General features: G+C 38.4%; 10 protein-coding genes. 5 read left to right on the top strand and 5 right to left on the bottom strand.

What is annotated here, in order from left to right:
* Positions 1–3 precede the first annotated feature (3 nt).
* Complete coding sequence (locus V7S75_RS07705) at positions 4–1,146, bottom strand: porin (protein WP_459512805.1); 1,143 nt, start codon at positions 1,144–1,146, stop codon at positions 4–6.
* 319 nt (positions 1,147–1,465) lie between these two features.
* The gene (locus V7S75_RS07700) at positions 1,466–1,816 is read right to left on the bottom strand and encodes a 4Fe-4S dicluster domain-containing protein (protein WP_377975844.1); all 351 of its coding nucleotides are present in this window, start codon (positions 1,814–1,816) and stop codon (positions 1,466–1,468) included.
* Positions 1,817–1,940: 124 nt separating this feature from the next.
* Between V7S75_RS07700 and V7S75_RS07695 the strand changes: the two genes are divergently transcribed.
* On the top strand, positions 1,941–2,939 hold the full coding sequence (locus V7S75_RS07695) for an aldehyde dehydrogenase family protein (protein ID WP_459512802.1): 999 nt from the start codon (positions 1,941–1,943) through the stop codon (positions 2,937–2,939).
* Here V7S75_RS07695 and V7S75_RS07690 read toward each other — a convergent pair.
* Entirely contained in the window at positions 2,912–3,463 is a 552-nt protein-coding gene (locus V7S75_RS07690; protein ID WP_459512801.1) for a phosphatase PAP2 family protein, read from the bottom strand. The two genes, V7S75_RS07695 and V7S75_RS07690, sit on opposite strands and share 28 nt — an antisense overlap.
* On the bottom strand, positions 3,464–4,435 hold the full coding sequence (gene trpS, locus V7S75_RS07685; protein ID WP_459512799.1) for a tryptophan--tRNA ligase: 972 nt from the start codon (positions 4,433–4,435) through the stop codon (positions 3,464–3,466).
* A gap of 142 nt (positions 4,436–4,577) precedes the next feature.
* Here trpS and V7S75_RS07680 point away from each other — a divergent pair, with 142 nt between their 5' ends.
* The 3 genes from V7S75_RS07680 (at position 4,578) to trxA (ending at position 9,218) form a co-directional block, all read left to right on the top strand.
* Positions 4,578–5,252 (top strand): DUF2461 domain-containing protein, encoded by a 675-nt coding sequence (locus V7S75_RS07680; RefSeq protein ID WP_459512797.1) that lies wholly within the window; start codon positions 4,578–4,580, stop codon positions 5,250–5,252.
* 13 nt (positions 5,253–5,265) lie between these two features.
* Entirely contained in the window at positions 5,266–8,826 is a 3,561-nt protein-coding gene (gene dnaE / locus V7S75_RS07675) for a DNA polymerase III subunit alpha (protein ID WP_459512795.1), read from the top strand.
* Positions 8,827–8,894: 68 nt separating this feature from the next.
* Entirely contained in the window at positions 8,895–9,218 is a 324-nt protein-coding gene (trxA, locus tag V7S75_RS07670; RefSeq protein ID WP_315576240.1) for a thioredoxin, read from the top strand.
* Here trxA and V7S75_RS07665 read toward each other — a convergent pair whose 3' ends face one another.
* A complete protein-coding gene (locus tag V7S75_RS07665; protein ID WP_459512793.1) occupies positions 9,219–10,418 on the bottom strand; it encodes an aspartate aminotransferase family protein in 1,200 nt (399 codons plus the stop codon). It lies immediately after the preceding gene.
* A gap of 79 nt (positions 10,419–10,497) precedes the next feature.
* Here V7S75_RS07665 and V7S75_RS07660 point away from each other — a divergent pair, with 79 nt between their 5' ends.
* The gene (locus V7S75_RS07660) at positions 10,498–13,077 is read left to right on the top strand and encodes a DUF5686 and carboxypeptidase regulatory-like domain-containing protein (protein ID WP_459512791.1); all 2,580 of its coding nucleotides are present in this window, start codon (positions 10,498–10,500) and stop codon (positions 13,075–13,077) included.
* Positions 13,078–13,129: the final 52 nt, after the last annotated feature.

The raw sequence follows: 13,129 nt of genomic DNA, 5'->3' as shown, positions 1-13,129 counted from the left end.
ATATTAAAACTTATAGATGAAGTGTAAACCTAATGTTGTTTGTGACTTTTGATCTTTGCCATCTCCGTCAACGAATTGAGCAGTTTTATACGAATCAGAGCGTAATTCAGGCTTAATTAACAAGTGTCCATCAGCTGCTGTAAATGTTGCTGTTAATGTTAATGAGCTTACATCTGTTCCTGAACCATCTGCTGCACGAAGAGCACGCGCTCCAGCAGTATTATCAAATACTTCGTAGCGACCGCCTAAGCTAAATTTATCTGTGAATGCGTAGTTAGAGTAAAGTGCAACGCCTCCCCAAGTTTTGCTATTGCCAACGCTACCACCACCTTGATAATCACCTGTTTGTGATCCGTAAGCAGCGTTTAAACCTACTAGGTATTTAGGTGTTACTTGGTAAGATGTTGTTAAATCCAATAAGTTGTAACTTCCTGAATCATCCTTGCCGGATGCCAATGGTGCTGATTCATTAGATGAAATTCCGTTTACGTAAACATTCCAACCTGCTGCTGGTGAGGTGAATACTTGGTATATAAATCCTTTAGATGAATTGTTATCATTTAAATTATCCACATTGTTGACCAATCCAACCATGGCAGAAAATTTGTCGCTAAATGCATAATTCGCTTTAGCTCCGATGTGATAAAATGGACCATTGTTAAAAAGATTTGATAGTGAGTAGTTGTAATTAACAGGGGCATCAATTACTTCGTAACCGATATGTGTACCAAATTGACCTACAGTTAAGGTTAATTTGTCAGAGGCTTTCCAATTAAAATATGCCTGCTTAATCGCCAATGATGTGGAAGCTTTACCTGCACCCAATGGGCCAATTACGTTACCATATTGACCTAAGTCTGCGTTGGGTCCGAAAGTTAAGTCAACGACGACATCTGAATTCTTTGTTGCGTAGCCAAATTTCGTTTGAACTAGTCCTAATGAGAATTGATTTGATTTTTGGTCAAATGCTCTTTCGTATCCAGATACACCCAAGTTGCTTCGGCTTGTTGGGTTGTTGAAGTTCAACATATAGTACGAATCAATGTAACCGGAGAAAGAAAATTTTGGAGCATCTGCTTCCTTTTCTTGGGAAAATCCACAAAATGCGGTTGCTGCAAAAAGCGCTGTTAGGATAGATTTCTTCATGTGCGGAATTGTTTAAAAGTTTATAAATGCTTGATTACAATTCAAAGATTGATGAAATAATATTACGATGCAAGTGTTTTGGTATATTTTTAAACCTATTTTTTAAAATATTTCAAAAAATATCAAAAATATAGATAAAAATTAAACCTGTTTTTATTGATTTTGCAAAAATTACATAAAAGTGAATATAAAATCAAACTAGATGTATTGTCGAATGAGAAAAGTACAATGTTTCTAAAATAGAACTGTTATGAATATTTTGGACAAAAAAAAGAGCCCATCGAATGATGAGCTCATATAATATATTAGTTTGGTTTAATTACGCTTCAGCGTGTAACCATGCTTTTTTAGCTTCTAATGTTTCTTTGTCTTCTACGTGATCAGGATCTGGTACACAACAGTCTACAGGACAAACCGCCGCACATTGAGGTTCTTCATGGAAACCTGTACATTCCGTACACTTATCGGGAACAATATAATAGAACTCTTCAGAGATAGGTTCAATGGGAGCTTTGGCATCCATACTAGATCCATCTTCTAATTCAACTTCAGTTAAAGCTGTTCCTCCAGCCCAAGTCCATTCTACCCCACCTTCATAAATAGCTGTATTTGGGCATTCTGGTTCGCAAGCCCCACAGTTAATACATTCGTCTGTAATGATAATTGCCATAACAAGTATTAAAAATTTTGTGCAATTTACACAAGAAGTTTTGAATAGTATATAATTTATGCAGAGTATTCTAAAATTTTAAGAACTTTGTGTTTGTTAAATTTTAAATATTAGCCCTTAGTATATGAATAATGAACGGTTTTTGTCGCTGATTGTTGGTTTGCAAACCTATTTTAAGGATTCATCCAACAAAGAAAAAATTGAACTATTTGTAGAAAAGGCTAAAAATGAGAATGCTTGGTTTTCGGATTATTTAATTCGTAAGGCCATGGATGCAATCAATCAACAGTTTTTTGAGGTATCTAGTTGGGAAATTTTCTTTGAAAAGCAGCATGCTTCTTCTCAAACACCTAAACGCGTTGGCTTAATTCTTTCAGGGAATCTGCCTGCTGTTGGAATGCATGATTTATTAATGCTTATCGCAGCAGGTCATCTACCAGTGCTTAAACTTAGTTCTCAAGATAAGGCCCTGATGTTGATGTATATTGATGCAATTCGGTCAATTGATTCTACTATTGTCATTGAAGTGGTAGATCGATTACCTTCGGTAGATGCTGTGATAGCGACGGGTTCCGACTTCTCTTCTTCTTATTTTTCAAATTACTTTGCTAAGATTCCTCACATCATTCGTAAGAATCGTAGTTCTGTGGCTGTTTTGACAGGAAATGAAACAAAATTAGATTATGAAGGTCTTGCTGCGGATATCTTTACCTATTACGGGTTGGGCTGTCGGAATGTATCAACAATCGCCGTGCCCGAAACCTTCGATTTAATTCCTGTATTTGATGTATTAACGCAAGTCGGTTGGGTATTGGATCATACCAAATATTCGAATAACTATCAATATCACAAGACGTTGATGTTGTTGAATCAAATTCCTCATTTTGATTTAGGGAATGTTATTGTCACAGAAAGCGAAGATCTCGTTTCTCCTGTGGGTGTATTGCATGTGCATCGTTATGATTCACCTGAAGCTTTGGAATCTTGGCTTAAACAACATGCAGAAAAGATTCAATGTGTGGTGGGTCAAAAGGCAATTCCGTTCGGTCAGGCGCAGATGCCTGCTTTGGATGATTGGGCAGATGGAATTAATACCTATGAGTTTCTCGTTAATTTGTTATAAACGAGTTTTTTCAAGAAGATAGCTCCAGATACTCCAACCATGGCACCTGTAAGTACATCGATGGGATAATGAACGCCTAAATAGATCCGACTGAAGGATACCAGTGTCGCCCAAATAAATAAAGGAATACTGTTTCGTTTGTTCTGAGTTAATAAATAGAAACACATTGCAATGGCAAATGCATTGGCTGCATGTGAGGAGCAGAAACCGTAAAGTCCCCCTGCCCCATTGGGTGTGTGAATCCAAGATTGAAAAGCTTCAACATGACTTGGTCTTAAGCGTTTAATCCAAGGTTTTAGTAAACTAGAAGAAATTTGGTCTGCCCAAAGTATCGATAAGACAATATAGAGTAATGCAGCTTTAATCGCCTTTTGATTGTGTTGATATATTTTCCAAATCAAAATGGCATATAAGGGAATCCAGACATATTTGTCGGACAAAAAAATCATAAACGTATCACGAGAATCGCTGTGCCATTCATTGATCAATTTAAATAAGCTTTCATCCCAAGCTGGAAACATCATTTAAAATTTAAATACCTCGCGAACGCGTGAAAGTGTAGCGGCTGCAATAGGCTCAACTTTACGTTCACCAATTTCTAATTTTTCCTCAATTAATGCCGGATTATTGATGTAATAATCGAATTTTTCACGTGCCTCTTTGAAATATTCAAGCATCAAGCTGTGTAAAGCTTGTTTAGCATGTCCATAACCATATCCACCGGCTAAGTAATTTTGGCGCATTTCTGCCCTTTGCTCTGGCGTCGCGATGAGTTGGTATAATTTGAACGTAATATCGTTATCTGGATCTTTCGGATCTTCCAAGGGCGTTGAATCCGATTCGATTTTTTTGATCTGCTTTAATAAATCCTTTTCTGGTAAAAATATATCAATGTAATTATTGAGTGATTTACTCATTTTATTCCCATCAATGCCCGGAATCGTCATTACAGATTCATTGATGTACGCTTCTGGGATAACAAAAATATCTTTATCAGCCATCCGATTAAACGCTCCTGCCATATCACGCGTCATTTCGATGTGTTGGCGCTGATCTTTTCCAACTGGAATTAACTGGGCATCATATAATACGATATCGGCTGCTTGTAATACTGGGTAAGTAAATAGTCCGGCATTGACATTTGCCATTTGTGTAGATTTGTCTTTAAAACTGTGCGCGTTTGCTAGCATTGGGTACGGCGTAACGCAGTTTAGATACCACATAATTTCGGTATGGTAGCTGGCTAACTTAGACTGACGATAGAAAAAATTCTTTTCTGTATCAAATCCAAATGCTAACCATGCGGCCGCGATGGACAGCGTATTTGCGCGAATTTGCTCCCCATCACGTAGGCTAGTTAACGTATGTAAATCGGCAATAAACAAAAAAGATTCATTTCCTGCCTTTTTAGAAAGTTCAATGGCAGGCATAATAGCTCCTAAAATATTGCCTAAGTGGGGTTTTCCAGATGATTGAATACCAGTTAAAATGCGCATATACTTGTTAAAAATTTTACAAAATTCACGAAATTCATTCAATTCTCCCAATATATTTTTTGTCACCAAAATGTGTTCATCTTCCGTGTGCTTTCTGCTAATTTTTCGCTAATTTCGTTTACGTAAATTTTAGTGTTTTTTCATGCCCATCTCCCCTGGTCTCTTACGCTTTTTGGCTGATTTAAAAGTAAACAATTCACGCGAATGGTTTGCTGCGAATAAAGCATTGTATGATCTTGAAAAAGGGAAATTCGATAAGCTCATTGACGCTTTAATTTTGTCTTACAGTGAGTTTGAAAACATGGTGGGCGTAGAAAGAAAGCATTGCTCCTATCGAATTTATCGGGATGTTCGGTTTTCTAAAAACAAGGAACCCTACAAGACTTGGTTTTCAGCCAGTTTTTCAGAAGGAGGAAGACGTTCCGGATTGATGGATTATTATTTGCACATTGAACCCGGAGGTAAGTCCTTTTTGGGTGGTGGAATGTATAGCCCTACGCCCGATCAAATGGCTAAATACCGTCAGGAAGTTGACTATAATGGAGCTGCTTTACGAAAGATTGTCGAGTCTCCTCAATTTGTTTCGACTTTTGGAAAAGCTGAGGGTGAAATGCTCCAAAAGGTTCCCAAGGGATTTGATCCTAGTCCGGAAGATGCTCCATATTTGCGCAGGAAGCAATTGTTTTATTGGAAGCATTATACCGACATAGAAATACAATCACCTGATTTTATTTCCCAACTCATGGAGGATTCCAAGGTAATTAAACCTTTCCTTGATTTTTTGAATGCAACATTTTTTGATAAAGAACCTTTTTAATACCATTTAATACATGCAATTCTCGCATTTACATAATCACTCGCAGTTTTCATTATTGGATGGTGCATCGAAGATATCCTCGATGTTTAAAAAAGCCAAAGCAGATAATATGCCAGCAGTTGCAATTACCGATCACGGTAATATGTTTGGTGTATTTCAATTTGTTGCTGAAGCAGGAAAACAAGGTGTTAAACCGATTGTGGGCTGTGAATTTTATTTAGTAGCCGACCGACACAAGCAGAGCTTTACGAAGGAGCAAAGGGATAAGCGTTACCACCAATTATTTCTTGCCAAGAATCCAGAAGGGTACCAGAACTTAGTCAAGCTTTGTTCATTGGGTTTTATGGAAGGGATGTATTCCAAATACCCTCGAATTGATAAAGAGCTTGTCTTAAAATACCATAAAGGTCTGATTGCTACTACCTGTTGCTTAGGCGCATCAGTCCCACAAGCAATTCTTCGATCTGGCGAAGAAGAAGCCGAAAAGGAATTTAAATGGTGGTTGGATCTCTTTGGTGAGGATTATTACATCGAGGTTCAAAATCACCATATCCCTGAGCAACAGACGGTTAACGAGGTATTGTTAAAGTTTGCTAAGAAGTATAATGTGAAAGTGATTGCCTCCAATGACAGTCATTATTTGGATCAGAAAGATGCCAATGCCCACGATATTCTTTTGTGTATCAACACAGGCGAAAAGCAGGCCACTCCTACTTATAAGGATATCGATGATGGATCTGAGATGAAAGGTAAGCGTTTTGCTTTTTACAATGACCAGTTCTATTTCAAGACAACGGAAGAAATGACCAAATTGTGGTCGCATGTTCCTGAGGCCATTGATAATACCAATGAGATAGTTGGCAAAGTAGAAACCTTGAAATTAACCAAGGATGTCATGTTGCCCAATTTCCAGATTCCTACGAATTTTCAAACGCAGGATGATTATTTGGAGCATTTGACCATGGAGGGCGCGAAAAAGCGCTATGTGGATATTGATCAGGTGGTTGAGGAACGTCTTCGCTTTGAATTGTATACCATTCGGACCATGGGTTTTGCAGGTTACTTTTTGATTGTAGCCGATTTTATTCAAGCGGGCCGTGATCTTGGTGTTTATGTAGGGCCTGGACGGGGATCTGCCGCAGGTTCTGTGGTAGCTTATTGTTTAGGGATTACCAATATTGATCCCATTAAATACAATCTCCTTTTTGAGCGTTTTTTAAATCCCGATCGGAAGTCATTGCCCGATATTGATACGGACTTTGATGATGAAGGCCGACAAAAAGTCATTGATTACGTCGTGGACAAATACGGCAAGAATCAGGTGGCACATATTGCGACTTATGGCACGATGGCTGCTAAAATGTCCATTAAAGACGTTGCTCGTGTATTGGATTTACCGTTATCGGAATCAAATGCATTAGCCAAATTAGTCCCGGAAAAACCGAAAATCACTTTGGAGCGTATTTTTAATGCGCCTTTGAATGGGGATAAAAGTTTAGCGGATAAGGAAGGCTTGAATCCAGAGGAGATAGAGCAAGTGAAGCAATTGCGTCAAATCAAAGAATCAGGCGGATTACCTGCCACGGTGATTGAAAATGCATTGGTTTTAGAGGGTTCTGTTCGCGGAACAGGTATTCATGCTGCGGGTATTATCATTGCGCCTTCTGATTTAACAGATATTTTACCTGTTGCAGCTTCTAAGGACGTTGCCTTGTTGATTACGCAATACGACGGTTCAGTGATTGAGAATGCGGGGGTCATTAAGATGGACTTTTTGGGGTTAAAAACCTTATCTATATTAAAGGAGGCTGTTCGCTTAATTAAGCAAAATCATGGCGTAACGATCGTGTTGGATGATTTGCCTTTAGATGATAAAGCTACTTTTGAATTATACCAACGCGCAGAGACAAATGGTACGTTCCAATTTGAATCTCCGGGTATGCAAAAGCATTTACGTGACTTAAAGCCCGATCAATTTTCGGATTTAATTGCGATGAATGCCTTGTTCCGTCCAGGTCCGATGGTCTACATCCCGAATTACATTGCCCGTAAGCACGGTCGGGAGGCGATTGAATATGATCTGCCAGTGATGGAAGAGTATCTGAATGATACATATGGGATTACGGTTTATCAAGAGCAAGTGATGTTGCTTTCGCAGAAATTGGCCAATTTTTCCAAAGGGGATGCCGATGTGTTGCGTAAAGCGATGGGAAAGAAAGATAAAGCGACGATTGATAAGATGAAAGGTAAGTTCATGGAAGGTGGACAAGCTAATAATCATCCTGCGCCGAAATTGGAAAAGATTTGGACCGACTGGGAAGCTTTTGCGCAATATGCCTTCAATAAATCCCACTCAACTTGTTACGGATTAGTTGCATACCAAACAGGATATCTAAAGGCGAACTACCCATCTGAGTTCATGGCGGCGGTACTTTCCAATTCTTTGGGAAATATCGAAAAGATTACCTTCTTCATGGATGAGTGTAAACGCATGGGAATTCCTTTGTTGGTTCCTGATGTGAACGAATCCTCTCGTTCTTTTGCTGTGAATAAAAAAGGGCACATCAGATTTGGTTTAGGAGCTATCAAAGGTGTAGGAGACGCTGCGGTAGACGCTATTGTGGAAGAGCGAACAAATTATGGTGAATATAAGGATATCTATGATTTTGTTTCCCGTGTCAATGTTCGGCAGGTAAATAAACGGAGTATGGAATCATTGGCTTTGGCCGGTGCTTTTGATTGTTTTACAGAAGTACAGCGATCACATTATTTTGCGATGGATGACGGCACGACCTTTATTGATAAAATTGTTCGTTATGCGTCACGCATGGCCGAATTAAAGGCGGAAGCCACGCAATCTTTGTTTGGAGATTTGGGTGCTGGTACGGGAAATGATATAGCCAAACCTCGATTACCTGTTTCTGAGACTTGGTCTGTGATGGAGCAATTGAAGAATGAGAAAGAAGTGGTTGGGGTCTATATTTCAGGTCATCCCTTGGATGAATATAAAGTGGAGATTCAAAATTTCACTAATTCGACCGTATCGCAATTGGATTCAAAACCTGGTGTGGTTCAATCCGTTGCAGGGATTGTAACGAAAGTCAATGTACGGACATCTGCGAATGGGAATCAGTTTATGATTTTTACCTTGGAGGATTATTCAGGTAATTATGAGTTTGCTTTATTTGGCAAAGATTACATTGAGTTTGAACGATTTATTGGCCAAGATCGAATGTTGTTTTTACAAGGTTCTTATCAGCAAAAGAACCGATATATGGAACAAATGGTCTTTAAGATTCAATCCATTGAATTATTATCCGAGGTTTTGGAGGAGCGGACGAAAGAAATGAAGCTTTCTTTGCACTTGAAACATTTGACTCCTGCGCTCATGGATAATCTATATGATGTCTTGGATCGAAACAAAGGAAACAAGAAACTCGTTATAGAAGTGTTTGATGAAGAAGAGAAATTGCAAATGGACTTCTTGTCTCGTAAGATGCAAATTCGAATTGGAAAAACGTTAATCGCTGATTTAATCGACTTAGAAAAAGTAGGTTTCCGATTAATTTCATAAATAATTTGTTGGGAACTAATTCTTATAGTTGAAATGTTATAATTTTGAATTTTAAAATAAACTAGAAAATGGGAAAATACGTAGAGGCAACAGATGCCAACTTTCAAGAATTAATTAGTGGACCGACACCCGTATTAGTCGATTTTTGGGCTGAATGGTGTGGACCTTGTAAAATGATTGGACCAATCGTAGAAGAGTTAGCGGGAGATGTAGAAGGGCAAGCGGTTGTAGCTAAAATGAATGTAGATGCGAATTCAGCAGTACCTGCATCGTTGGGAATTCGTTCAATTCCTACTTTGATGGTATTTAAGAATGGCGAAATGGTTGAGCGTTTAGTAGGTGGAAATATTCCAAAATCAGTTTTAGCTGAAACCTTGTTAAAGCACGCTTAATTAGCTTTTATAGACTTTATCCATGGCTTGTAACAATATGTTGCAAGCCATTTTTATTTCCTCATTTGTGATGACCAAAGGCGGTGCAATGCGTAAGGAGTTATCGCAAAATAGGAACCAGTCGGTGATTAGGCCATTTAAAATGCATTCATCGATTACCGCTTTCACCGTTTTGAAATCTTGCATTTCTACAGCAATCATCAATCCTACCCCTCTAAATTCTTTCATGATTGGGTGGATCAATAATTCCTTAAATAATTGATGCTTTTCTACAATTTTATCAAGTAGTTGATTTTTTTGAATGAAGTTTAATGTCGCGAGGGATGCTGCGCAGGAAACGGGATGTCCTCCGAAGGTCGTAATATGTCCTAAAACGGGCGCATAAGATAAGGTTTGCATCATGGATTCATTGGCAATAAAAGCGCCAATCGGCATGCCCCCTCCCATTCCTTTCGCACTTAATAGAACATCCGGTACGATGTCCATGGCTTGAAATGCCCAAAATGTACCCGTTCTTCCAAAACCTGTTTGAATTTCATCGAGTATTAATAGGCAGCCAACTTCCGTGCATCTTGCTCTTAGGGCTTTAAAATAGGCCTTAGGAGCTGTTTTTATGCCAGCCTCCCCTCCTACGATTTCAATGAATATCGCTGCGGTTTTTGTGGTGATTTGATTTAAATCATCCAAATTTCCATGTTGGATGTGCCGAATATCGGGTAATAGCGGTCGGAAACTATTTTTGAAATGTTCGTCTCCAGCTAGCGATAAAGCCCCTTGTGTTGCCCCATGATAGGCATTGTGGCATGAAATAATTTCTCGCCGTTTGGTATATCTTTTGGCCAATTTCATGGCTCCTTCTACCGCTTCAGTTCCTGAATTGGTGAAGTAAACCTGATTTAGGCTATCTGTATTCGTTGATTTAGCCAAGGCTTCTGCAAGCAGCACTTGAGGACTTTGAATGTATTCGCCATAAACCATGAGATGCATGTATTGATCCAATTGGTCCTTGATGGCTTGTACAACTTCAGGATTACGATGTCCAACGTTCGAAACGGCGATACCCGAAATTAAATCGATGTATTTTTTCCCTGCTGTATCTGTTAAATAGATGTGTTCCGCCGATTTAATTTCCAATGCTAAAGGGGCATCAGAGGTAGGCGCCATGTGTTTCTGAAAGAGTTGTCGGTGTGTAAATCCCATATCATTTCAAATTTACAGCCTTTTATCAAATTATCAGTTTTTAACATGGTCTATTCCAAGAATCTTCGAATCTTGCGTCATGAAACTACTGATACTCTTCATATTTTTCCCATATGCCATTTTAGCGCAATCGTTGCAAGGTAGAGTCGTTGATTCACATCAAGATGCATTGGCATTTACTTCCATTTGGTTGGAAAATACCAATCAAGGTACTTTGGCAAATGAAGATGGCCAATTTGAAATTCATTTAAAGTCGGGCAAAAACCGATTGGTTTTTCGTCATGTTGGCTTTGCCCCTCGGTCCATAGAAGTGGAATTATCTGCCTCTGAATCCAAGCGGGACTATGTTGTTCAGATGCAAGAGCAGGCAGTTTCTCTTGAAGAAGTTAATATTCGTGCTTTGAAGGAAGATCCGGCAATTGGAATTATGCGTAGGATGATTTCGATGGCTCCATTTCACTTAAAAGAACTTAATGCTTATCAGGCAAAAGCCTATATTAAAGGTAACGGGAAGATTAATTCCATTTCGAAGTTGGCCAATTTTGCTTTTGGAAAGCAATTGGAAAAAGATGCTGGAATCAAAGTAGGAAGAACCTATGTCTTAGAAGCGATTAATCAAGTAGATTATAAACGACCTAATCAGATTAAAGAGCGTGTTATTTCAAATCGGAATAATTTACCCTTAGCGATGAAAACAGCTGATGCTCCAAATTTGCGGGCAACACAGACTAATTTTTATATGCCAAAAGTTTGGGGAACATTAATTTCACCTGTATCACCGGCAGCTTTTCAATTTTATACATTTAGTTATTTAGGTAGTTTTTCGCAAGGAGGAAAGACGATAAGTAAGATACAAGTTCGACCTAAGTCATTTTCAGTTGATCTTTTTGATGGGGAATTACTCGTTGTAGAGGATACTTGGAGTTTATATTCCTTGCGGCTGAATTTCAAGAATGGAAATGGTAATTTTACGCTAAGCCAACAAAATGCTGAATTTCAGGGAGTTTGGATGCCTATTAATTATGAAATGCGGGCCAATATGCAAGCGCTCGGTTTAGGATTCTCGGTCAATTATGTGACACAAGTTAAATCATACCAAATTCAGGTGAATCCAGGCTTTGTGGTCAAACCTCAGATTATTGAGGAGCGCTTGGATAAAACATTAGCCAAGGAGATTGATAAAACACCTATAAAAGATGTAAAGCAGGCGCTCTCTGGAGATATTACACGTAGAAAATTGAAACGTGTATTACAGAAAATTGCTAAAGAGGAGAAGAAATCAGATACATTGGCTATGAAGGGGATTAGTGCTGTATATGATATGCAAGTGGATTCGCTTGCTAATAAGAAGTCCATAGAATTTTGGAATGAAGCAAGAGAAGTGCCTTTAACTGAAGCTGAATTAAGTGGTTTTAAAGAAGCCGATAGTTTATATATTATTGAGCGCGCGAAAATGGTTGTTGACTCTATTAATGCTTTACCCAAGTTTAAGTTACAGCACCTTTTTTATGCTAAGAAATATAATTTTGAGAAAGCAGGAATTGGTAATTCCTTTATGATGAATATGCTTGGTTTTGGTTTGTCGCCAGTAGATGGGTATTATCTTGACAGGAACTTGAACTTTAATCGCCAGTTGAATACAACTGATTATTGGAAGATAGGCGCCAACATTCATGTTGGATTTCAGCGGAAAGCATTGAATGGGGATGTTTATTTCGATCGAAAATCTCATGAGGGCCGTGCGTTATTTAATGTGACTACGGGATCCCAGTTAGCGAACCAGAGTGATGCAAAAACTATTACGAGCGCCTATAATTCGAGTACCTCCTTATTAACTTCTAAAAGCTATTTATATTGGTATCAAAAAGATTTTGTCCGTATTTTTTATGAATATCAAGTGCGAGCTTCATTGATTTTGTCTGCACAAATTGAATACAGAAATAGAAGTATGTTATCAAATGTTGTTAAGCATGGTTGGTTTGGACTGGAGAATGAATTTAGGGAAAATGTGCCTATTTCAGATGAATTGAGCGATACTCGTTTTCAGACTCATAAGCAATGGAGTTTGGGTGCATTCCTTACTTGGAAGCCCGGGTCGACTTGGCGCTTAATCAATCATGTTCGAAGAGAAGATCGCTCTGAGAATAATTTCACCTTAAAATTTAATACTCAAGTTGTTTTGGGGGATTATCCTTTTTCGAATGTCTCCATTCAAGCGGATCAATCCTTCAATTTAGGTCGATTAGGTAGATTAGCTTATCAAGTTCGTTACCTAGATTATTTAAAAAAGCCTAGTATCTACCTAGATTTTACCCACTTTAATGGTAGTGATATTAATGTCATTTCTAGTCAAGGCTATGTTTTTAGTACATTACCTATGTATACATTTAGCACAAGTGGACAATCGCTCATTTTTCATATGAAGTGGTCACCTCGTAAGTTTTTATTGACGCAACAAAACTCAATTTATTTATATGGAATACGCGAGTCTTTACGATTTAGTGCCCTTTATACTCAAAATCGAATGGGTAAAGACGGATTTTATGAGCTAGCCTATTCTACTCAAGGGATTTTTAGAAGCTTTGGATTGGAACTAGCGAAACCAATTGGAAATTGGGTGCCCTCACAATGGAAAGTTTCATTAACCTTGCCATTCTAGTTGGAAATGTGCTCCAAATTCCATTAATTGTGCTAAATTTTTTTGAAATAAT

The organism is Aquirufa sp. TARAVU-A1A, from assembly GCF_054558675.1.
This window is presented reverse-complemented; position numbering and strand designations above follow the sequence as displayed.

Coding starts and splice junctions, on each gene's coding strand:
- trpS (WP_459512799.1), bottom strand. CDS start 4,435: ATGCGCATTTTAACTGGTATTCAATCATCTGGAAAACCCCACTTAGGC.
- V7S75_RS07690 (WP_459512801.1), bottom strand. CDS start 3,463: ATGATGTTTCCAGCTTGGGATGAAAGCTTATTTAAATTGATCAATGAA.
- V7S75_RS07695 (WP_459512802.1), top strand. CDS start 1,941: ATGAATAATGAACGGTTTTTGTCGCTGATTGTTGGTTTGCAAACCTAT.
- V7S75_RS07660 (WP_459512791.1), top strand. CDS start 10,498: ATGAAACTACTGATACTCTTCATATTTTTCCCATATGCCATTTTAGCG.
- V7S75_RS07700 (WP_377975844.1), bottom strand. CDS start 1,816: ATGGCAATTATCATTACAGACGAATGTATTAACTGTGGGGCTTGCGAA.
- V7S75_RS07705 (WP_459512805.1), bottom strand. CDS start 1,146: ATGAAGAAATCTATCCTAACAGCGCTTTTTGCAGCAACCGCATTTTGT.
- V7S75_RS07665 (WP_459512793.1), bottom strand. CDS start 10,418: ATGGGATTTACACACCGACAACTCTTTCAGAAACACATGGCGCCTACC.
- dnaE (WP_459512795.1), top strand. CDS start 5,266: ATGCAATTCTCGCATTTACATAATCACTCGCAGTTTTCATTATTGGAT.
- V7S75_RS07680 (WP_459512797.1), top strand. CDS start 4,578: ATGCCCATCTCCCCTGGTCTCTTACGCTTTTTGGCTGATTTAAAAGTA.
- trxA (WP_315576240.1), top strand. CDS start 8,895: ATGGGAAAATACGTAGAGGCAACAGATGCCAACTTTCAAGAATTAATT.